Here is a 22,285-nt window from a genome sequence, read left to right as displayed (position 1 = left end):
GAGAATGAAAACAATAAAAAGCAGATTGATTTTATCTTATTCATTTATTTCTTTTTTAATTATTGTATCTTTGGCTGTTTTTTATACGATATCTATGGAAAGTGTATTCAGCAAATATGCAAAAGAACAGCTTGAGGAGAAGATCAGTTCAGTAGTCAGCCAGATGGAAGAACTATATCAGGAAGATACCGGGAAATATGAAATGACCGGGATAGAGATTATTGGAAATGCTGCATTGCAGAACGGACTGTTAATGCATGTAAAAACAACGGATGGCGAATTGGATTGGGATATTCGCACACACAAAGAAGAGGAATGTCAGATTGCGCTTCAACATGCAGAAAACAATATGCATGGACGTTATCTTGGATTTGATGGAAAATATCAGGAAAAGGAATATATGTTGGAGTCTGATGGAAAGCAGGTCGGAACCCTGACAGTAGGGTATTATGGTCCATATTCGTACACAGATAGTGAGCTTCAGCTTCTAGGTAAACTAAACCAGTTCCTTGTCCTTTTTGCCTCTGCATTTGTTTTCCTTGCTGTAATACTCGGTGGTTTTATGTCCCGAAAATTTACCAGGCCGATTTCATCAGTGATTGATGCTGCATCTCATATAGCTCAAGGACAATATGGAATAAAAATAGAAGAGAAAAGTAAAATTGCAGAGACACAGAAACTGATTAATGCAATCAATGAAATGTCAAAGGATTTAGAAAAAGAAGAAAAACAAAAACAGCAGATTTCTGCAGATGTGGCTCATGAACTAAGGACACCTTTGACAAACCTTCAGGGACAATTAGAAGCTATGATTGATGGAATATGGGAACCAACTGATGAAAGACTTGAAAGCTGCCATGAAGAGGTTTTACGCCTGATTAATATTGTAAAGCAGTTACAGGAATTATATGTACTGGAAAATAGGAAAGACATGATGCATTTTGAGAAGATTGATTTCTATGAAATGTGCAAAAAGCTGTACTGGAGTTTTTCAGCCAGATTGGAACAAAAACAGCTGAGGATTCGGTTATTAACAAAAAATGGGGATATGATATGGGCAGACAGACAGAGAATTATGCAATGTATGACAAACTTAATGTCTAATGCAATACGGTATTCGGAAGATGGAAGTGAAATCCAGATTAGTTATCATAGAACTGAAAATCATTCTGTGTGTCTGGAAGTGCAAAATAGAGGTAAGCAAATTCCAAATGAAGCATTAGAACATTTATTTGAACGTTTTTACAGAGTAGATAAATCAAGAAATATGCAAACAGGGGGCATGGGGATTGGTTTGTCAATCACAAAAGCAATTATAGATAGACATGGTGGTAAGATATGGGCAACAAGCGATGGAATTAGAGGAACAATTTTTTATATGGAATTGCCGGAGGATGGGGAAAATTACCATAAAATCCCCACAGTTCTTCGCTAATATGGAATAGATGAGTTTATTGAATAAGGGACAGGGATAAAATGGAACAGGTCAGAATGAGGGCAAGACAATTGAGAAGAGAGGAGGAAATAAGAAAACGCAAGGAGCTTCTTGTAAAAAAACGAAGACTTAAACTGACTTTGAAGTTATGTGTATTGCTTGTTATTCTTTTGAGCGCTGGATTTGTGGGGTATGAATTTTTCATTGATACACAGACGATGGGGTGTCGTATCTCTATTTTTGGAGAGGATGTATCACGACTGACCCCAGATGAGGCGGCACAGAAACTTGAAACATCCTTTGGGGAAAAACAGATATATTTTTATGAAGATGGAGAAAAGGTATATACAGCAACATTAAAGGAATTAGGGTATTCTTTTAACTTAGAGCATTTGGAACAGGCATTGGCTCAGAAAAGAGACGAAAGATTAAAAAGCAGAGGGATTGTTGAGAAAAGAGAAGATTTGGAAGTTACATATGAAATCGTTAAGGATGAAGTGGAACAGGCAATGACGTTGACGGAAGAAAATCTGAAAATAAGTACGGAAAGGAAAGCTTCTGAAGATGCGTTTATTGACTTCGATACAGTGGAAACGAAATTTGTGGTCGTAATTGATCAGCAGGGAAATCAGATAGACCAGAACAAATTGATGAAGTATACAGACGATTATTTGGAAAAGAGTTTGGCTGAAAAATATACAGATGATGTGATTATTATGGAAATTAACAGTCAGGTTTATAAAGCTGCGGAGATTACGGCAGCGTCAGAAGACCTGAATAGTAAAGTGAATGAATTGAATGCAAATATAGAGAAATACAAAAATACATCCATTACTTACTTATTCGGAGATACAACTGAAACAATAGATTCTACCACGATCAGTTCATGGTTAATTGTTTCAGAAGATAAAGTAGAAATAGATTTGGATCAGGTGTGGAGTTATGTAGAGGAACTTGGAAATAAGTATAATACTATTTACGTACCGAGATATTTCCAGACCTCTGGCGGACAGACGGTAGAAGTAAGTAATAACGAATATGGCTTCCGTATTAATCAGGATGCGGAGTTCGAGCAACTTTGTGCTGATTTAGAAAGTGGGCAGGCTATCCAAAGAGCACCTGTATATGAAAAGGAAGGAATGACCCGCAATGGAACGGATGATTTAATTGGAAGCTATATAGAAGTCAGTTTGGAACGGCAGTATCTTTGGCTATATAAAAACGGTAGTCTTGTAACGGAAACTGACATTATAAGTGGTCTTCCTACGGAAGATCGGGCAACTTATACGGGAGCATATTCAATTGCTTATAAGGCAAGCCCATTTACACTCACGAGCGATATTTATGGATACAATACAGAAGTTACTTATTGGATGCCTTTTGTGTATGGCCAAGGATTACACGATGCAGACTGGCAGCCAGTATTTGGAGGGGAAGTTTATAAAACAAACGGGAGCCATGGATGTATCAATCTGCCACCGTATCAGGCGGAAATTATATATAATGCGATTGAAGGAGGATATCCTATTATAATATATTAAAATATCTGAATATACAAAACGACAGAATAAATGGGAGTGAAGATATTACTGCATAAATAATTATAGGATGGAATACAAATGAGTCAAAAGATGGACAGACAGGAAATGTCATATTCCTGTTTAATAGATAATTTCAAAGTAATCTTAATATTTTTAGTAGTATTCAATCATATTATTGCGTTTCAACTTGTGAAGATTGATAAAATGGTAAAATATATCTGGTATGCTATTTATATTTTCCATATGCCGGCGTTCATATTTGTTTCTGGTTATCTGTCTAAAAAAACACAGAATGTTTTAAAGAACGTGAAAAATTTGTTGCTACCGTATGTTTTGGGATATAGTCTTACATGGTGGATTCAGGTGTGGGCAGGAAATAAAATGGATTATGAGCTTTTACGTCCATCAGGTACAGTAATGTGGTATGTTTTGGCTTTATTTGTATATCGGCTTACCATCGAGGCTTTTGGGAAGATTCGTTTTGTTGTACCACTAAGTATCATCTTTGCATTGTGGGCTGGAACCAGAATGGAGTTTTCAACCTTTTTGTCATCTTCCAGAATTGTGGTTTTTTTCCCGTTTTTTGTGGCAGGCTATTTATGGAAAAGCGAATATATAGAAATGCTACGTAAATTAAAGGGTAAATGGAATATTTTGGTTTTGGCGGTATTTTTACTTTTGGCAATAACAAACTATATGATTAGTAGAGAGCTTCCGGTAGATATTTTTCGTGGAAATCATTCTTATAAAGCCTGTGATTTAGATGATTTGCAAGGGATAATCATTAGGCTGCTCACATATTTTGCCTCTTTTCTTGTCATTCTGGCGTCATTAGCTTTATTGCCGGACAGGAAATTGCCGCTCACTTTTATTGGAAGCGGTGGAAAAACGATGGGAATTTATTTTTTCCATTACCCAATTATGATTGTAATGAATGAGTTGTTGATTTTAAAAATCCCTGAGCTTTTGAATATATGGGTTTTATTTGGACTCTCTTTGTTATTTATTTGTGTATTAGGAAGTCTTCCGGTTAATTGGGTGTATAACAGTATTTTACGGACTATTACTTCTATTCTTTTTAAAAGTAAGAGTAATAATGTGGTGTAATAAGATGATGAACTATAGCAGACATTTTTGAAATCAGTGAAGGAAATGTGAAAATGGAAATTGAAAAAAATAATATGAGAAAAAATGCATTTTGGATATCCAGAAAAGAAAACGTAATATCTCTTACAGCAAATTCTTCATGGGATATGGTGAGTTCAAGAAATGATAAAGAAATGTGGGAGAAGATGTATTCCTTGATTAATGCGGGGTATCGTGTGAAATAGTACACATTAATATGATAACTACCTTATGGTTATACCTATTAGTGAGACAGAAGATAGTTTTCTAAATAAAAAAATCCATGGGCTGTTAGTAAAAATGTGAAAGGAGGATTGCAGCAGAATAAATAGTATAATTCCATATGTAATATTTAAGGGATCCTGTTTAAATTTCTGCAAAAACAATAAATTATTAGAACAGTGTAATGTTGTATTGAAAGGATTGAAATAAATGTGGATTTGCTTCTGATAAAAATGGAGAAGGTGGATGAGAACTTTTATAAAAGCCTTTTACAATTCATATCAGAAAGTGGTTACAAGTCTCAAATTGTTACATATAGCACAGATGAATTAGTATATAAAGAGCTTGCAATAATTCCATCAAAACGGCAGGTGCTGTTGCATCAGAAAGAAGTTATCCTAACGGCGAAAGAGTTCGATATCCTTGAACTGCTGGCACGTAATAAAGGGCGGGTATTCAGTAAGGATGAGATATATGATCGTATTTGGGGAGAAAGCTATGTTTTGGATAATAGGAATATTATTGCTTATATTAATAAAATTCGTAAAAAGATAGAGCCTGATCCGTCAAACCCGATTTACATTTTAACAGTATGGGGAGTAGGTTACAAATTTAATGATCAGATAGAGTGAGCAGTGGTGTATGAAATGTACAATCGCTGCTTATTTTATAAATAGATGAATTCTAAGGAGGATGTGGGTAATGGAAAATGAAGTGCTTGAGAAACTTGAGGTGTTTTTGCAAAATCTAAGGTGTGAGGATACACATCGTAGCTCACTTGTACATTTGGAAAGTTGTAAACGAGAGCAGAAAAAACTAGACGGTCTTCAAAATGGCTATAACAAACTTCTAGCAAGTATTAAATCATCGGAGAAAAAGGAGTTAATTGATTATGTAGAGCAACTTTGGAGTGCTGCCTTTGCAGAGCAACAGGAAGCATATTTGCAGGGATTACTTGATGCTTTCCAGATACTATTTGGTTTGGGTATGCTTTCACCGAATGAAAATGTGAAATCCATAATAGAAAAAATTAAAAATGACTCATCAAAATAAATGATGGGCCATTCTTTTCTTGGTTTTGCGGTAAAAAATAAAAGAATACCGCAAATTCTATAATAATTCTATATTTAAGATGATAAAAAAACTATTTCTATCATTTATCATGTCTTGTGTCAGAGCCATCTTTCAGAAGGGCTTCAGCAGTGGCGAGTAATACAGAAAGTTTATATTCATCACACTGATTGATTAAATGAAGTAGTGATTTATATACAGGAAGCTCAATATTCTGATTTGGATAAACATAATCATCAGCCGAAATATTGAGTACCCTCATAATCTTGCAGAACATAGGAACGCTGGGCATGCCGATACCGTTTTCAAGATTTTTGTAGTATTGTGTGTGGCAGTCAACAAGCTCTGCTACTTTTTCCTGTGTTAACCTACGCTCAAGCCGTGTCTTTTTGATTAGCTCGCCCAATTTTGGATCAACTTCCCCCATGTTTTTACCTCCCATGCTTTCCTGTACGTAGTGTATAACAATACCTTTGGAAAGTGAAAAGTGTGTAGGATGAATAAAAAGTAGTGTATTACACTACTGAAATATAGATAAACCTTTGAGGTTGTAAAAAAAACACAACCGGGCAAAGGTTTTTTTGGCGTGCTTTTCCTAGAGCCTGTGTTGTGGCGGAAATGGAAATGTACATAGACAGGCAGAAGGAACAGATAATTCAATTAAAAAAATCCAAATTAATGTCATTTCCAAACACACTCTTGAAGGTAGTGCTAGAGAATACGCATATGTAGTTAGATTAAATACTATTGATATATTGAGCGTCCAGTGGGCTAGAACCCATCTGGGTGCTTTTTATATACGTCAAATTTTTTTTCAAAAAGTTTTGACTTCACCCCAACATGGGCAAATACCCAATCGGGATATTGAGCGAAAGGGAAACAAAGGATTTCGCTCATACCAGTTGGTCGGGAAGGAGGTGAACTCTTATGGAGCAATCTTCTTCCTGGAAAGAATGGACGGTCAGACATCAGTTTGACCGGATATGTAAATTGGCATTAAAAGGCGAAGTCATTGATTATCAAAGACATTTGGCCTATCGGCAAAAGCACGAAGTGATGTTGTCGGAATTGTCGCAGAAGGAGTTGAGCAGATTTTTTACGATGGATGAATACGATTTGGAAACATGCCGCTTTCAGGTCCTTGGTTATGATATTGAAGTTAAAGATGCTTTGATTGCGGAAGCCTTAAAAAATCTGACGGAAAAGAAGCGGAATGTCATTCTGTTATCCTATTTCATGGATATGAGTGATGCGGAAATTGCAAGGGAAATGAACCTTGTACGCAGTACCATCCATGAACATCGGAAACGCTCACTCGAATTACTCAAACAAATTATGGAGGCAAATACGGATGAGAAAAAACGAAAGACAGATTGATGAATCTGAATTGCTGCCTTTCCATATTATTCAGGCAGCATCAGAGGGTGATGTGGAAGCAATCAATGTAGTGCTGAAGCATTACGAAGGATACATAACCAGTTTATCCACAAGAATGCTATTTGATGAATATGGACAGGCATATTTCTGTGTAGATGAGACTTTGCGTCGGCGTTTGGAAACAAAACTGATCACAAAGATACTCGATTTTGAGCCGGTTCCTTATGGAACTGGAAAAGCTGCGAATAGGAGATAGGAGAAATAATTCTCTGATCTTTACTATTCGATTGCATTTCATAGTTTGCTACTCTTTTCCCTTTCAGGAGTAGGGCAGATTGGGATGCAGCGCACCTTGAAAATTGAATATGGTTGATCCTGCAAGACGTATGGAGCAGTTGAGCTATGGAATGGATACGCCAGGACTACCTGTCCTTCTGATTTCCCGACAAATTGTCGGGAGGTCAGAGGGATTGGAAGCGAGGAAATGCTGTTACGGGCATTGAAGCAAAGGTACGAGCGACAATTATTTGTTCCCGACAGAGAGATAGGTACTTTGTGGCGAAGATGCTGTTCTTGATAATGATACTTCCGGCAAGAGTCCGGTCTGATGAAGATGGTGCAAATCCAATGGGGCTATACCTGATAGCCACTTGCAGGATTTTTTGTGATGCCTACCAATAAAAGAGCATTTGAAAAGTGTTTTTTTATTGGTAGGCATACAGTATACCAAAATAGCAAAGAGGAGGTTTGAAAATGGAACTAGACAAAACGTTGCTGTCTATTGATGAATTTTGCAGTTATGTCGGAATTGGGAAGACAAAGGCAAGGGAGCTAATATCTAATCCATGCTGCAAATATGTTGTTCGCATTGGACGCAGAGTTTTTGTTCATAAGGAACTTTTTGATGAAGAACTAAAGAAAAATGCAAAATATCAATTAACAATGTGATTATCATATTTTATAGAAGAAATTATAGCTGCGACAGTTACTAAAAAGGCTTGAATTTGATGCATAATTATGCTACAATTAAATGCGAAAGGAGATGAAAAGATGCCAAGAATAATTCCTATTAGAGAATTGCGAGATACGAACGCAATGTCAGAGATGTGTCATAGCACAGAAGAGCCTATTTTTATAACTAAAAATGGTTATGGAGATATGGTAATTATGAGTCTGGAAACATTTGAAAAGAATTCTGGAATGAGTGATTTTTATGGCGATATTAAGTTCCGTAAGGGAAAGTATTCTGATACAGTAGGAACGAAAGAGCATCCAATCTCCAAGTAATTTTAGTAATTGCCGATAATTTGAACTTCTGTAATTGTGGAACACAATTGTGAAAGGATGAAAATTATGGGTAAGGATTTAAAGGGGAAAGAGTTAGGAAAAGGCTTATCCCAAAGACCGGATGGAAGATACATGGGGAGAGCCCAGATTGAAGGTCATCCGATAGTATTGTATGATTGGAAATTAAAAGAACTGAAAAAGAGACTGGCCATTGCTATCGACGAGGTAAAGAGAAGTAATCTAATGCCGGGAATGGATGGCAAATCCATTACTTTAAATGAATGGTTTGAAGAATGGTATTCAAAGTATAAGGCTCCCATTTTGAAGGATGGCGGATCGGCTTCATACAAAAGGAAATTTGTCAACTACTATGGTGTCCGCATCGGTTCTAAAGCTTTGGCTGATATTCGTCAGCTTCATGTTCAGACAGCGATAGCAGATATGTTGGAAGCAGGAAGATCATCAAAGTCGGTAAAAGACGCAACAGGTATTCTTCAGAATTGTGTTGAAGCAGCTATTGCGAATGGCTTAATGACACTTAATCCAGTGTTGGGTGTTGTGATACCAAAATGTGAGAAAGTGGAAAGACGTGTTTTGACAGTTGAAGAACAGCAGATTTTTCTGGACTATCTTGCAAGAACGAATAGCTGGTATGAAGAAATGTATCAGTTTATGTTGCTTACTGGTCTGAGGGTTGGTGAAGTAGGTGGATTGCAGTGGGAGGATATTGATTTTGCCAATAAATTCATCTATGTAAAGAGAACATTGTCTTATCAGTATGAAAATGGTACAAAGACAATGAAACTGACTTCTCCTAAAACTGAAAATTCAGTCAGAAAAGTACCTTTTTTCGGAGAGACAAAAACTATCCTTGAAAAGCAGTATGAGAAAGTGAATAGAAAACGTGCAGAATTGGGGACACGTTGGAGACAGCCGGAGGAACTTGGCAATTTAGTGTTTCTCACTTCAATGGGTTCTCCAATCGGAAGATACAGTGTTGAAAGTGATATGCGGTATGTAACAAGTCAGATTAATGATATGCTCCGCACAGAAGCACTGTATAACGGGGGAATTCCGAAACATATTGAAAGAATTCATCCTCATGCACTGCGTCACACATTTGCTACACGTTGCTTTGAAAAAGGAATGACACCGAGAACGGTACAGGAAATTATGGGGCATGCAAATTATAATACAACAGTGTCCTATACACACGTTTTAGATGATATGAAGACAAAAGAAGCGGAACGTGTGGGAGATTTTTTAAAGAATAACAACAATAAAGAAACGCACGAGTATGAGGCTTTACTGGGCATTATGTGAAAGGGACTTGTACTCAACGTAATTGAGTAAACTTGATAGGAAATGCGGGGTTAAGTTTATTTGATTATGTTCGAAAAATGCGATAAATACGGGCAAAATGTTCGTTACATAAAGAAATGCAATGCGAAACTTCGCTAAGCAGATGGGTAAATAATCTGTAAAGATTAATTTTCTATTTAGATTTAAGTATTTATAGGCCCTGAGAGTCTTATAAACACTATGTTTTAGAAGTGATTATAAGATTTTCAGGGCTTTTTTTCTCTATTTTTTTCAAAAAAGTCTAAATTATCTTCAGGCATCACTGAAAATCATCAAAAAATGCAATTAGTTGAGTACAAAATGAGTAAAAGTATAGGCATGTAATCTTCAGCGAAGTTTACTCAAGTTATCAGCGATTTTATTATAGTAATCCTCGTAAATAATGCATAAATATGATTATATATTGATCGACTGTATGCCGTCACTGGGGATGGTAACGATTAATGCACTGGTGGCTGCTGATTATGTATTGATTCCAGTGGAAGCTGCATATAATTTTGATAATCAATCATTTAGAGAGTTGAAGGAAGGAGAAAAAGGAATACTGACTTATCAGGGTACAAGGTATCTGGGGGTTAAAATAATTTTATATTCTTGCATTTCTTCGTGCATCCTTTAATTCTGTGATTTTGCGAAAAGCATCTTCCAGTGGCAATTCACGACCAGCTTCCATATCATCAATTCCCCGGTCTAATATGCAGAGAAGATGATTGTATTCCCGGCTTTTATCGGTTATAGGGATTTTTTTGTTAATTCCATGAAATCATTCCAATCATACGGTTTATAAATAGTGTAGTCAGATTGCAGGGAATCTTGGAATGATTAAGGGAGCGTTATACAGACATTATGAAAATAAGCTGTAAACGAAAGTATAGCATAATGCAATGATTTTTAACAAAAATCAGTAGAAAATGTTAAGGAAAGTTGGTCGTAAGACCACTCTTTTTATGCTAAAATATGTTAAAAATAATTGCAAAGGTGGGAAAAGTATGGATAACACAAGAAGAATATATTTGGATAATATTCGCTGGATTACGGTTTGCATTGTTGTAATTTATCACGTGATTTATATGTACAATGGTGTCCAGCTGTTTGGAGTAATTGGTCCGTTTAAAGAACAACAGCTGCAGGATACTCTCCAATATCTAGTATATCCCTGGATGATGGCTTTGTTATATACGGTGTCTGGTATGACAGTCAGATATTATCTGGAAAAGCATAATTTAAAAGAATTTATCCGAGATAAAACACGCAAGTTGTTGGTTCCTTCCACCGTCGGACTTTTTGTATTTCAATGGATACTGGGATATTATAATATGAAAATCAGCGGTGCTTTTGAAAGTTTTGAGTCAGTTCCAGGAATAGTTCGGTATGTGATCATGGCTATATCAGGAATCGGTGTTCTTTGGTATATACAGGTGTTATGGATTTTTTCGATGCTTCTGCTATTAGTGAGAAAAATTGAAATGGATCGTATCTGGAAAAAAGGAGAAAAAACACCAGTATGGCTGCTGGTTTTGTTAACTGTCTTTGTATATGGATTCTCACAAGTTCTTAATACCCCGATAGTAACTGTGTACCGGTTTGGAATTTACGGGTTTTGTTTTTTTACAGGTTATTTTATTTTTTCACATGATGAGGTTGTTGAGCGTTTAAGTAAATGGTGGGGGATTTTTCTGATCGCAGCTGGTGCAACAGGAATATTCTACACGATATATTATTTTGGTGAAAATTATGCGGTAGAGCCTGTGCTTAATAATCTGCCTGCCTGTATTTATTGTTGGTTTTCAATTCTTGCAATTTTGGCATTTATGAAAAAATATGGAAATTCAGAAAACAAAGTATCAAGATGGATGTCAAAAAAATCCTGGGGAATTTATGTTTTTCATTATCTTTCATTAGCTTGTGTAGCTTATTACCTGAGGTGTTTTGCTTCAGAACTTTCGGCAGGTATTGTATATATAGTCGTGGGAATCAGTGCATTTGCAGGTGCATTGCTTTTATATGAAATCATCAGTAGAATACCGATTATCCGCTGGTGTGTATTAGGTCTGAAAAAGGAGAAAAAACATGTTTAAAGATAACCTTGTATCCGTACGTAAAATGCATGGCTTTTCACAGGATGAATTGGCTGAAAAGATTGGTGTAAGCAGACAGACACTTTCAAAATACGAAACAGGAGAATCCTTACCTGATATTGAGAGGTGTAAGCTCCTGGCAGAAGTATTGGATGTAAGTCTGGATGAACTGGTAAATTATGACAGAGAAAACAGCAATAATCTTGGCCTGGGTGTACCACCAAAGGGAAAGCATGTTTTTGGAATCACGAAAGTGGGAGAGAAAGGTCAGATTGTGATACCGGCAAAAGCAAGAAAAATATTTGATATTCAGCCAGGTGATAATCTGATCATACTGGGTGATGAAAGTCAGGGAATTGCTATTATCAAAGAAAAAAGACTAATGGAAATATTAAACGGAAATGAATAAGAACACTTTACTTTACGTAGGTTGTTGCCACACAGATATTGCAATACAATAGATTATGGCAACAGCAGGTTGCTTTTCAGACTGCAGATTTATCGATATGATAAAGATAACGGAGGTGACGACTATGGAAACAAAAAAGATAATTCTTAAACTTAGAACAGAAAGAGGAATGTCACAGGACGAGCTGGCAAATAAAGTTATGGTGACGAGACAGGCAGTATCCCGTTGGGAAAATGGAGACACAGTCCCGAATACTGATACACTTAGACTTCTATCAAAAGAGTTTGGTGTCTCCATCAATACGCTTTTGGGAGAACCCAGAAAGCTGATCTGCCAGTGTTGCGGGATGCCAATTGATGATGATTCTATCTTGGGACGTGATAAAGATGGTACATTAAATGAGGAGTATTGTAAATGGTGCTATGCAGATGGAACATACACATATAATGATATGGATGAATTGATTGATGTGTGTGTAAAGAATATGGTAAATGAAAACTTTACAGAAGAACAGGCACGCTCTTATTTGAAGGAAATGCTTCCAAAGTTAGATTACTGGAAAAGATATGATGAACTTAGTGACAATGGGCAGTTTGAAGAGTTTAAAATGCAATTGATAAACGAAATAAATGATCTGCATATCGACGGACTTCCAAGAGTAGACAAGCTAAATGCACTTGTGGGGAAATATGTGAATCTGGAATATACTCTGCCTAATGGACAAAAAGTGAAATTCCTTGATGATCAGAAAACCTATCTGGGGAATCAACTGGAGTCTGAATTTGGAGGAGATAGGTGCTTCGGTATTTTGGCAAGTATGGATTTTATTCTGGTATGTACATATGAGAAGGATGGTGAAAATCCAGAGCTGTTGATTTATAAAAAGAGATAATATAAGATGATATATGCAAAAAGAAAATGCTTGATATTAATTTTGAAAGAATGCCGTAAATACGCGCTTTTCCGGGCATATTGGCAGGAGTCTGTGACAATCTTGTGACAAATGCGGGAAAAATATGAATTTACAGTGTGAGAAAGCAGTAGAAAAGATATGGTGGTTCGGTTATAATAAAGAAAAAAGTATCGAAGCAGGAAAGGAGAAAACATTATGCCGGTAACAATAAAAATATTGTTGGATCAGTATACCGAAATATTACGGAAGATATATGGAAGTCATTTAAAGACAGTAATTTTATATGGATCCTATGCAAGGGGAGATTATAAGGCAGATTCTGATATAGATATAATAATTCTCCTGGACTTGTCAGACATAGATATTAAACAGTATCGCCATGAATTGTCAGGAGAAACTTTTGATTTCAATATGGATCATGACCTTGATATTAAACCGATAGCAAAAAGCCAACAGCATTTCCAGAACTGGGTTGATGTATACCCATTTTATGCGAATGTAAAGAAAGAAGGGGTGAAACTGTTTGATGCAGCCTAATGAAAAGGGAACGCAGAAAGATTTGGTACTGTATCGTATTGAAACCTCTAAAAGTGATATTAAGGCAGCCGAAATCCTTTTGGCAGCTAAAGAATTCCGTGGAGCAAATAACCGGGCATATTATGGGATTTACCATGCAATATCAGCTGTGCATGCGCTGGATGGTAATGCGTATAAAAGACATAAAGATGCTCTGGCGAATTTCAATAAGAATTATGTAAAAACGGAGATTTTTCCGAGAAAGCTTGGAAAGAAAATTGTTGAATCAGAAGAAATCCGTCATGCCAGTGATTATGATGATTTTTATATAGCGACAAGAGAAGATTATTTATCACAGTAATCCTGCCATTGCTGAAACCGGTACTTGCAACCACTGGTATTCTGAGTTTCATGTGGGTATGGAATGAACTTCAGATTCCAATGTACTTGCTGAATTCATCATCTAAATGGACGCTTCCGCTTTCAGTATATAATTTCTACGGACAGTACAGCCATAGCTGGAATCTGGTATGTGCGGACGTTGTTCTTGTATCCCTGACAGTTATCCTTGTCTACATTTTTGCACAGAAGTGGGTAATCGAAGGAATGACAGCAGGAGCAGTGAAAGGATAAAAAAGAATGGACCATTGGATATTGAGCTACAAAAGCCCGGCAGAAGCCTGGAATGAGGCACTGCCGCTGGGAAACGGAACTCTTGGAGTGATGTCCTATGGCCGTCTGGAAAATGAAACGCTTAAATTGAATCTTGATACTTTATGGTCCGGTGACGGCAGTTCAAAGCTGAATAAAAACGGTCATGCTGACCTTGGGCATATCTGGGAACATTACTGCTATACAGAAGACCTGGATTTCCTGAAAGACAGGGCATATCCGGTGATCGAGGGAGCCGTAAAGTTCTATCTTGGGTTCCTGTTCCCGTATGGGGGATACTATGTTACCGGACCTTCCACTTCCCCGGAGAACCGTTTCTGTGGAGGAGATGGAAAATCCCACAGTGTGGGAATGGCATCCACCATGGATATCAGCATCCTGAAAGAATTGTTTGGGTATTACCTGAAAATCTGTAACATCCTGGATATAGAGGGAGAGACAGCGGATGTAAAACGGGTACTTTCAAAACTGCCGCCATTTAAGACGGGAAGCTTTGGACAGATCCAAGAATGGTTCCTGGATTATTCGGAAACAGAGATCCATCACCGCCATGTATCCCATCTGTATGGCCTTTATCCCGGAAGCCTGATCACAGAAAACACCCCGGAACTTCTGGAAGCCTGCCGGGTGTCACTGGAAAGGCGCGGGGACGAAGGAACCGGATGGTGCATGGCATGGAAGGCATGCCTCTGGGCCAGACTCCGGGACGGGGAACATGCACTGGGGCTTTTGAAAAACCAGCTCCGTTATACCAGGGAGGAAAATATCTCCTGTGTGGGAGGCGGCATTTATCCCAACATGCTGTGTGCACACCCGCCATTCCAGATCGATGGGAACTTTGGCTTTGCAGCTGCAGTTGCAGAGATGCTTATCCAGAGCAGGAAAGGGTATATCCTGTTACTTCCGGCACTTCCGGATGAATGGAAGGATGGAAAAGTCCGGGGAATGAAGGCACAGGGTGACATCACAGTTGATTTCGAATGAAGAGAGGGCAGGATACACAGGGTTCGCCTCTGTTCTTCCCATGAGCAGAAAGTAACGCTGGAATGTAATGGAATTTTGAAAATAATATTTATAAAACCTGATGGGACAGAGGACATGATTTTTGCTTGACCTGTCCTTAGGGCCTGTAATAATTGACAGCCGTATCATGTAAAAACACATGGTACGGCTGTTTTTAGTACCTGGAATATTTTATAGCACCTTGACTGATAATCATGAAAAGCATGGAAGCGTTCAAACTAATCTTTTGGGGATTTTCTGAGATTGTTAAAATAAATTGCAACTTTTTTGGGAGTTTGCACGTCTAATAAGTAGAAGCACATAAAGAAAAGCTTTTATACAATATTTCCTGATGACCGGTCTGATATAGGAGAAGGGAGACGACAATGAATGAGATTTTGATACGAAAAGCAAAGAAAGGCGATAAAGATGCTTTTTGTCGGCTTATAGATGAGAATGTACAGAGTATGTACAAGGTTGCAGCGGCATATCTGAAAAATGATGAAGATGTTGCGGATGCAATACAGGATACGATTCTTTCCTGCTATGAAAATTTGAAAAGTCTGAAACAGAACAGATATTTCAAGACATGGATGATCCGAATTCTGATCAATAAGTGCAAGGACATGATACAGAAGAAAAAGCTGGTTACTTATACGGATCAGATGCCGGAAACGCCTTTTCACGAAGAAAAATATGCAGCAATGGAATGGATCCAGGCCTTAGAGCCATTGGACAGTAAATACCGCTTGGTTGTTCTTCTATACTATATGGAAGGATTTGGTATCCGGGAAATCAGTGACATTCTGGATATGAAGGAAAGCACTGTAAAATCTCGTCTTTATCGTGGCAGAAAACAGATTGCAGAGATGTATGGATATAAGGTTAAGGAGGGACGTGCCTAATGATGACTTTAAATTATAATGAGAAAGACTTCCAGAAAAAACTTCAAAAGGATATAGAAATGCCGGAAATCGTGCATGAACATATTAATCAGGCATATCGTTTGATTGAAAATAACGCTGTTTTACAGAAAAAAGCATCAAAGGATCCATATCATTGGATGAAAAGTGGAGGCAGGATAGCAGGAGGAATGGCAGCGGTACTGGCAGTAGGATTTGTATTCTGTGCAATCAATCCGGTAATGGCAAAGAATATCCCGGTTGTAGGAGGACTCTTTGAAATTTTACAGGATAATGTGAGTTTCTTTGGTGACTTTTCAGATCATGCAACAACTTTGGAAGCTGTTGATGGAACGAAGACAGACAGCAGTGAAACAGATGGAGCCAAGACAGATCATGCCAATAATGATACTATTTACACTAAGACAGCAGATGGGCTGACAATTACATGTTCTGAGGTATATGCAAACAGCCAGGCAATTTATGTGACTATGCAGTTTAAAAGTGATAAACCGTTCCCAGAAACAGAAACTGGGGCGGAAAGTGGAACACCAGTCATTGATCTGGATATGACAGGGGGTGTGGACTTTAATTCAGAGGCTAGCCCGGTAATTGACGGTCAAGTGGAAGGAAAATTTCTGGATGATAACACCTATGCATGTATTTTCCGTTATGATTTGGCTGAAGCCGCAAAAGATTATACGGAATATAATGAGAAATACAATGAAATGACACAGCAGGTAATGGATGAGATGGGAATAACTCAGGCGGACTTAGATGATCAGACGGATGAAGGTTATGCGCTGCTGGAAGAGTTTATCAATAAATTGTCTGAACGTGGTGGAGAATATCAGAAGTACATTAAAGATATTGATATTCCAGATACCTTTAACCTGCATCTGGATATTACGAAGGTAAGAGGACTGGAAGCAAACTATCAGTGGTCAGAAGAGGATGAGAAAAAATATGGAAGGGATGCTGGCTACTACAAATATGAAGGTGACTGGAGCTTCGATATCCCGGTTACGGTAGATGATTCCCAGACAGAAGTATTGGAACTCAATGATACAAACGATGCAGGTATTGGACTTAAATCGGTGATTCGTACTCCATATGAATTGACGGTAAATGAACTTTATAAGGAAGGTTCCAACAGTGATTGCTTTATGGTAGCTCTTGATGCCAATGGAAACACACTTCCGTACAATGAGTCTACTGGAAACTGTAATAACTTCGCAATTCAGGACAGAGATATTTCTACGGTAGACATTTATTTTCTGGATTATGTCCAGTATATGGATGAATTGAAAGGTCAGCAGAATTTTGATAATCCTACGAAAGAGGATGGACAAAAATGGAAAAAACTTCTGGAGGAGAATGCGAAGTACCATAAGACATTGCATTTTGACAATGACAATGTAAAAAACTAGTTGATATAAAAGAAAGATGAATAAGATATGAGACAAAAAGAAGTGATGGGGCAATCAATAAGAACTTCAAAATCGGCAAGACCCGGAACAATTACTTATGTGCCGATAGACAAGTCTGAATTCAGATCTACTGTATCTTCAGACAAAAAGAAAAACAAAATTATGAAAATAGTTGTAATGCTTATAGTGATGATTTGGGTTATGAGCTGTTGTGTGTATGCAGGTATATCTTATTATTACTCATATCACTTCTTTTTGGGTACGACCATCAATGGAATTGACAGTTCAAATAAGACAGCTTATGAAGTTGAGCAGGAGATTGCAGGGAAAAAGGATAACTATGTTATTCAGGTAAGTGCAAGGATGCAGGAACCTCAGACTATCACAGGGAAAGACATTGATTATCAATATGTATCCAGCGGGGAAATCCTTCAGTTGCTGAAAACTCAGAAACCATGGGAATGGATCAGAGGTTTTTTTGAAACGAAAAATTATATGGTTCAAGAAGAGACTGTTTTCAGTCGGGAAAAGCTGGAGGAACAGGTAAGTTCACTAAATTGTGCCAAAAAAGAGAATCAGATAGCACCGGAAAATGCGTATGTAAGTTTTTCTAATTCAGAATTTACTATTGTGCCAGAGACAGAAGGCAGTGAATTAAATGCCAAGGAAGCTTATCAGATGATAAGCGGAGCAATTGATAATGAGGCGGCAGATGTAGATCTGGGAAGCAATCCAAAGGCTTATAAGGAAGCAGATGTGACGAGAGATAGTTCAGAACTTCAGAATATGGTAAATACGTATAATAGCCTGGCAAAAGCAAATATCACATATACATTTGGAGATGAAATGGTAACACTTGACGGGAATACCATCAAAAACTGGCTGCAGTTTGACGAGAAAGGGCAGCTGCTTCCGGATGATGGAGCCTTCAGGCAGCATGTAGTGGATTATGTGGCACAGCTTGCAGCAGATCATGATACAGTTGGCACTGAAAGACAATTTGAGACCACAAGCGGAAGGACTGTGTATGTATATGGCTCAGCCTATGGATGGAAGATTGATCAGGACAAGGAAGCAGCACAGCTCATGCAGGAAATTCAATCAGGAACCCAGACAACCAGGGAACCGGTATATTCTATGAGAGCAAATGCACATGGGATCAATGATCTCGGAGATACATATATAGAGGTAGATCTTACAGAGCAGTATATGTGGTATTATCAGAATGGGAATATTATTTTTCAATCAGAAATCGTATCCGGACTGCCAGGTGATCCGGATAGAAAAACACCTCCTGGAATATTCACACTGGATTCAAAGAGCAGTCCGTCTGTGCTGCGAGGTGAAATGACAGCAAATGGAACCTATTCTTATGAACAGCCGGTAACGTACTGGATGCCATTCAATGGAGGAATTGGCTTTCATGATGCAGACTGGCAGCCGTACTTTGGTGGTGACAGATATCTTACAGGTGGTTCTCATGGATGCATCAATCTTTCCCCGGAAAATGCCGGGCAACTTTATAGTCTTATTCAGTATGATGTCCCGATAATTTGTTTTTACTAATTCTATATTATTCTGCCAGACGGCTTTAATTAATATGTTTTCAATCCGCCGGATATTTGTTTTGGAAAAGAAGACCTCATTTTTAAAGAATTAAAAAATGCCTGTGATGTGGGCAAAACTTTTTCAGGATCTTTTAAAAGATTGTGACCGGGAAATATATTCAAATCCGCGATTTTATACATGGAAGAAAACAAAGTAATAGCAAGTCGAATGGCTGTGTATTAAAATTAGGTAATGTAATTGAAGAAAAGATATGATATCATATGGGTAACAAATTGAACTGTGTGTGGAGGTGATGGTCGTGAAGAAAAAAGTGACAATAGTGTTGGTCATTATTAGTATTGTTGTTATAAGTACAATGATTATGTTTTCAATATATAAGTCTTCAGAAACCTGTCGAAAAGCAAATGCAGCGATACAATGGGATTGTTCTGTAACCTGTGCGGAAGAGTCAACGCCTGATTCTTATGTAATTACATATTCCGATGCAAAAATTTTATCCAAAACAGGCGTGTTGACGGTTCAGAACAGAAACGATTTTGACATTATTGTGCATCTGCTCTGCGAAGGAAAACAGGAACTCGTATCTGGCAGTATTCCTGCGGGTGGCTGCTATTCTTTTCTGAACGTTACAGATGAAGAACACACGGTAGGTATTCATGCTGATGTTGGTGAAAATACGGATATAAAAGTATTTGTATATGACGGAAAAGACACCGAATCATATACAAGATAATTGATAAGACGAAGAATATTGAAAAAAATATTCGCAGATATTTTGGGATATGAAGTTCAGGAATGGATAATGGATTTAGAAGCGTTAGGAATTCACTCATATGATTTGGACGATCTGGCACAAACACAGAAAACATTCCACTGCCGATAAAAAAGGCAGCTTTTCCCTATATCTACACGCCATAGGTATCGAAAACCTATGGCGTTTTTTATAAAATTTTTTTCTTGAAAGCAAATGGCTGTTTTTCAAGTCTAATAATTATAAGAAGAAAAGGAGGTACGTTATGGATGCTTTAATAACAGAGGCTAAAAATGGAGATAAAGAAGCATTTGTCAGATTAATCCGGATGAATAAGCAGAGCCTGTATAAAACTGCCTGGATTTATCTTCGGGATGAGCAGGACATTGCAGATGCCCTGCAAAATACAATCCTATCCTGCTATGAAAATATACAGAGATTGAGAGAACCGAAGTATTTTAAAACCTGGCTGATGCGGATCCTTATAAATGAGTGCAAGGACATTCTCCGCCAAAAGAACCATGCAGCAGAACTGGATGATTTTGCAGAAGGTGTACATTGTGAAGAACTGAATCTCTGTGAATGGAAACAATTGCTTTTATGCCTGGATGAAGAAAGTAGGAAAATCGTGGAACTCTATTATTTTGATGAGTTTTCAGTTAAGGAAATCAGTGCCCTTCTTGAAATGAACAGCAATACCGTATCAACCAAACTTTCCCGGGCAAGAGCAAAATTAAAAAAGGTGATCAGGAGGTGAGACTATATGAGGGAAATCAGAAGGATTTTAAAAGAAGAAACTGCAATACCGGAAAATATTGATAAAGCCATGGAAGATGTTCTGAGTGGAATTTTAAATTCCCCAGACGAGAAAACAACGGGGGCTTTAAGTAAAAAAACAGATGGAGAAAGAACGAAAAATTCAGGAAATAAGAAAAAAATAATTCGGATTCTTCTTCCAGTAGCTGCTATATTAGGAGTTAGTACTGGTGTACTTGCAACAAATATCGGACGACTGTATAAAGAACTTGAACAACAGGGTGTCGCTGAACAGGAGGCAGCTCAAATGGTTGTCACAGAACCTGAGTCAACTGCAGAAAATGTGGAAAATATTACTTCTTATCCAATAACTCCCGAGGCGGTCGATTGGAATCAGTCCATGTTGACTGTTAAAGAAGCGTATTTTGATGGCGGCGGTTTAAGTTTTGTGGGAGAACCTTCCAATGAGGCAAAGAATTATATGATCACTTGCCGTGATCATGCAACGGTGAATGGAAAAGATGCACTGGCTTCTTTAAATAAAATAGAAGGAGAAGATCTTTATTATGGGCATATTACTTTGTATGATGACGCTTTGATTGAGAAAATATTAAATGAAGATTCTGAAGTAGAACTTTCCATGACTATTCAGGCATATCCTGTTTATGACGGTAAAATTTATTATATCTGGAAAGACACTGAAGCTTACGAAAAGATTTTTAAAATTGGTTCTTTTACAGATTCAGAGGGAAGGATTTCTTATGCACTTCCTGCGGAGGACGTTTACAGAGGATATACGCCTCAGACTCTTACGTTAACCCTTCCATTAAAGGATGAAGTAAGGGATATCATTGAAAAATATAGAAAAGAAGGGAAATTGCAGGCTGCTGACACCGGAATAGAACCATCTTCGGGTGAGAGTACGCAGAACACAACAGATTTGGATAGTTCGTCAAATACTACGAGTGTAAATGAAAAATATGATCCGGAGAAAACAATGTTACAGGTAAAGGAAAACCATGTAACAGCTTCTCTGTCAGGGAAATCAGGAACCCTTACAATAGAAGCTGATATTACCGGAAATACTGATGACGTTTCAAAGGGAGTTCTGAAAAAATGCAATATATCAGAGAAAGACATCTGCTCCTGGTTTGGCGGGAAAGATGGATGGGAAAAATCTGTAACAGATGAAACGGTCTGGGAAAATAAAGAAAAAGGACTGCAGTTATTTATTTCGGATGGGATGATAGAGTGTGATGGATTAAGTGAAAAAGATCTGGGATTTTTAGGCGAGAATACGGAAGATGAGAAATTAAATATTATAAATCAACTGTTTTCCAAAGCTGATTTATCTGGAACTTCTGTAAGAAAACCAATTAGCGACATGACGGAAGGATATGATTATTACGACATAGAAGTTCTGTTGAATGGAATACCGGCAGGTGGACTTTCTCAGTATCATTATCAGGGAAGCACAGGATTTGGTCTCAAGCCTGAAGACTGCTATTTCAAAATACCAATCCCGCTTCAGGTGAAAGAGAAAGAAACAGTTACTATGCTTCCCATGGAAGAAATTATGAAATCGGTGGAACAATATGTAAAAGAAGGAAAAATCGGATTTTTTACGGAAGAGGACACGACGGAGAAAACAGAACCAATCACGATTCCAGTTACGAAAATCTGCCTGAAATATTATATTGATGAAACCGCAGATGGACTTGTTTACAGGCCTGTATGGAGTTTTTGCTGTCCTTACCAATGGAAGGATTCACCAGAAGAACAGGAATTGTTTTATATAGACGGAGAAACCGGAGCTTTGATCCGGGACGCATTCGGATGGTAGACAATCATAAACAAGATATCTGCA

25 protein-coding genes and 1 pseudogene are annotated in these 22,285 nt (G+C 37.7%); 25 read left to right on the top strand and 1 reads right to left on the bottom strand.

Translation table 11 applies throughout. From position 1 onward, the window contains the following. The first annotated feature begins 4 nt into the window (after nt 1-4). The 6 genes from ACTNDS_RS12830 (at nt 5) to ACTNDS_RS12805 (ending at nt 5,376) form a co-directional block, all read left to right on the top strand. A complete protein-coding gene (locus tag ACTNDS_RS12830) occupies nt 5-1,435 on the top strand; it encodes a sensor histidine kinase (RefSeq protein WP_441036166.1) in 1,431 nt (476 codons plus the stop codon). A 140-nt stretch (nt 1,436-1,575) separates the two neighbouring features. After that, nucleotides 1,576-2,976 (top strand): L,D-transpeptidase family protein, encoded by a 1,401-nt coding sequence (locus ACTNDS_RS12825; protein WP_441036164.1) that lies wholly within the window; start codon nt 1,576-1,578, stop codon nt 2,974-2,976. Between the two features lie 78 nt (nt 2,977-3,054). Then, a complete protein-coding gene (locus ACTNDS_RS12820) occupies nt 3,055-4,083 on the top strand; it encodes an acyltransferase family protein (protein WP_441036162.1) in 1,029 nt (342 codons plus the stop codon). 53 nt (nt 4,084-4,136) lie between these two features. Further along, a complete protein-coding gene (locus tag ACTNDS_RS12815) occupies nt 4,137-4,307 on the top strand; it encodes a hypothetical protein (protein ID WP_441036160.1) in 171 nt (56 codons plus the stop codon). A gap of 228 nt (nt 4,308-4,535) precedes the next feature. Further along, a complete protein-coding gene (locus tag ACTNDS_RS12810; RefSeq protein WP_441036158.1) occupies nt 4,536-4,955 on the top strand; it encodes a winged helix-turn-helix domain-containing protein in 420 nt (139 codons plus the stop codon). 70 nt (nt 4,956-5,025) lie between these two features. Beyond that, on the top strand, nt 5,026-5,376 hold the full coding sequence (locus ACTNDS_RS12805) for a hypothetical protein (RefSeq protein WP_441036156.1): 351 nt from the start codon (nt 5,026-5,028) through the stop codon (nt 5,374-5,376). Nucleotides 5,377-5,476: 100 nt separating this feature from the next. Here the strand turns inward: ACTNDS_RS12805 and ACTNDS_RS12800 are convergent, their stop codons facing one another. Continuing rightward, entirely contained in the window at nt 5,477-5,821 is a 345-nt protein-coding gene (locus tag ACTNDS_RS12800) for a helix-turn-helix domain-containing protein (RefSeq protein WP_441036154.1), read from the bottom strand. A gap of 500 nt (nt 5,822-6,321) precedes the next feature. Between ACTNDS_RS12800 and ACTNDS_RS12795 the strand changes: the two genes are divergently transcribed. The 19 genes and pseudogenes from ACTNDS_RS12795 (at nt 6,322) to ACTNDS_RS12705 (ending at nt 22,261) form a co-directional block, all read left to right on the top strand. After that, nucleotides 6,322-6,771 carry an RNA polymerase sigma factor gene (locus tag ACTNDS_RS12795; RefSeq protein WP_441036152.1) on the top strand — a complete coding sequence of 150 codons (450 nt, stop codon included), beginning with the start codon at nt 6,322-6,324 and terminating at the stop codon, nt 6,769-6,771. Continuing rightward, complete coding sequence (locus ACTNDS_RS12790; RefSeq protein ID WP_441036150.1) at nt 6,746-7,027, top strand: helix-turn-helix domain-containing protein; 282 nt, start codon at nt 6,746-6,748, stop codon at nt 7,025-7,027. Before ACTNDS_RS12795 ends, ACTNDS_RS12790 begins: the two co-directional genes overlap by 26 nt. A gap of 497 nt (nt 7,028-7,524) precedes the next feature. Continuing rightward, nucleotides 7,525-7,719 (top strand): excisionase, encoded by a 195-nt coding sequence (locus tag ACTNDS_RS12785; protein WP_441036148.1) that lies wholly within the window; start codon nt 7,525-7,527, stop codon nt 7,717-7,719. A gap of 102 nt (nt 7,720-7,821) precedes the next feature. Beyond that, the gene (locus tag ACTNDS_RS12780) at nt 7,822-8,058 is read left to right on the top strand and encodes a type II toxin-antitoxin system Phd/YefM family antitoxin (RefSeq protein ID WP_441036146.1); all 237 of its coding nucleotides are present in this window, start codon (nt 7,822-7,824) and stop codon (nt 8,056-8,058) included. A 66-nt stretch (nt 8,059-8,124) separates the two neighbouring features. Beyond that, nucleotides 8,125-9,381 (top strand): tyrosine-type recombinase/integrase, encoded by a 1,257-nt coding sequence (locus ACTNDS_RS12775; protein ID WP_441036144.1) that lies wholly within the window; start codon nt 8,125-8,127, stop codon nt 9,379-9,381. A 427-nt stretch (nt 9,382-9,808) separates the two neighbouring features. Next, nucleotides 9,809-9,913, top strand: a pseudogene (locus ACTNDS_RS12770) (ParA family protein); the annotation flags it as partial. 418 nt (nt 9,914-10,331) lie between these two features. Continuing rightward, nucleotides 10,332-11,498 carry an acyltransferase family protein gene (locus tag ACTNDS_RS12765; protein ID WP_441036142.1) on the top strand — a complete coding sequence of 389 codons (1,167 nt, stop codon included), beginning with the start codon at nt 10,332-10,334 and terminating at the stop codon, nt 11,496-11,498. Continuing rightward, complete coding sequence (locus ACTNDS_RS12760) at nt 11,491-11,907, top strand: helix-turn-helix domain-containing protein (protein ID WP_118331114.1); 417 nt, start codon at nt 11,491-11,493, stop codon at nt 11,905-11,907. Before ACTNDS_RS12765 ends, ACTNDS_RS12760 begins: the two co-directional genes overlap by 8 nt. Nucleotides 11,908-12,031: 124 nt before the next feature. Continuing rightward, nucleotides 12,032-12,799 carry a zinc ribbon domain-containing protein gene (locus ACTNDS_RS12755; RefSeq protein ID WP_441036140.1) on the top strand — a complete coding sequence of 256 codons (768 nt, stop codon included), beginning with the start codon at nt 12,032-12,034 and terminating at the stop codon, nt 12,797-12,799. Between the two features lie 216 nt (nt 12,800-13,015). Next, nucleotides 13,016-13,357: a nucleotidyltransferase domain-containing protein gene (locus ACTNDS_RS12750; protein ID WP_441036138.1), complete on the top strand. Its 342-nt coding sequence runs from the start codon at nt 13,016-13,018 to the stop codon at nt 13,355-13,357. Continuing rightward, nucleotides 13,347-13,697, top strand: a complete 351-nt coding sequence (locus ACTNDS_RS12745; RefSeq protein ID WP_441036136.1) for a HEPN domain-containing protein — start codon at nt 13,347-13,349, stop codon at nt 13,695-13,697. The genes ACTNDS_RS12750 and ACTNDS_RS12745 overlap by 11 nt, the downstream gene beginning before the upstream one ends. Before the next feature lie 8 nt (nt 13,698-13,705). Continuing rightward, entirely contained in the window at nt 13,706-13,969 is a 264-nt protein-coding gene (locus ACTNDS_RS12740; RefSeq protein WP_441036134.1) for a hypothetical protein, read from the top strand. A gap of 6 nt (nt 13,970-13,975) precedes the next feature. Then, nucleotides 13,976-14,992, top strand: a complete 1,017-nt coding sequence (locus ACTNDS_RS12735) for a glycosyl hydrolase family 95 catalytic domain-containing protein (protein WP_441036133.1) — start codon at nt 13,976-13,978, stop codon at nt 14,990-14,992. Between the two features lie 404 nt (nt 14,993-15,396). Continuing rightward, the gene (locus ACTNDS_RS12730; protein WP_008703676.1) at nt 15,397-15,915 is read left to right on the top strand and encodes an RNA polymerase sigma factor; all 519 of its coding nucleotides are present in this window, start codon (nt 15,397-15,399) and stop codon (nt 15,913-15,915) included. Beyond that, nucleotides 15,915-17,342: a DUF4179 domain-containing protein gene (locus tag ACTNDS_RS12725; RefSeq protein ID WP_441036131.1), complete on the top strand. Its 1,428-nt coding sequence runs from the start codon at nt 15,915-15,917 to the stop codon at nt 17,340-17,342. Before ACTNDS_RS12730 ends, ACTNDS_RS12725 begins: the two co-directional genes overlap by 1 nt. Nucleotides 17,343-17,369: 27 nt before the next feature. Beyond that, nucleotides 17,370-18,908: a L,D-transpeptidase family protein gene (locus tag ACTNDS_RS12720; RefSeq protein WP_441036129.1), complete on the top strand. Its 1,539-nt coding sequence runs from the start codon at nt 17,370-17,372 to the stop codon at nt 18,906-18,908. Between the two features lie 295 nt (nt 18,909-19,203). After that, entirely contained in the window at nt 19,204-19,644 is a 441-nt protein-coding gene (locus tag ACTNDS_RS12715; RefSeq protein ID WP_441036128.1) for a hypothetical protein, read from the top strand. Between the two features lie 283 nt (nt 19,645-19,927). After that, nucleotides 19,928-20,419 (top strand): sigma-70 family RNA polymerase sigma factor, encoded by a 492-nt coding sequence (locus ACTNDS_RS12710; protein ID WP_025577142.1) that lies wholly within the window; start codon nt 19,928-19,930, stop codon nt 20,417-20,419. Nucleotides 20,420-20,425: 6 nt separating this feature from the next. Beyond that, on the top strand, nt 20,426-22,261 hold the full coding sequence (locus ACTNDS_RS12705; RefSeq protein WP_441036127.1) for a hypothetical protein: 1,836 nt from the start codon (nt 20,426-20,428) through the stop codon (nt 22,259-22,261). The last annotated feature ends 24 nt before the right edge of the window (nt 22,262-22,285 follow it).

Origin of the sequence: Blautia sp. HCP3S3_C12 (assembly GCF_052064155.1) — a bacterium.
Lineage (GTDB): Bacteria > Bacillota > Clostridia > Lachnospirales > Lachnospiraceae > Blautia_A.
This window is presented reverse-complemented; position numbering and strand designations above follow the sequence as displayed.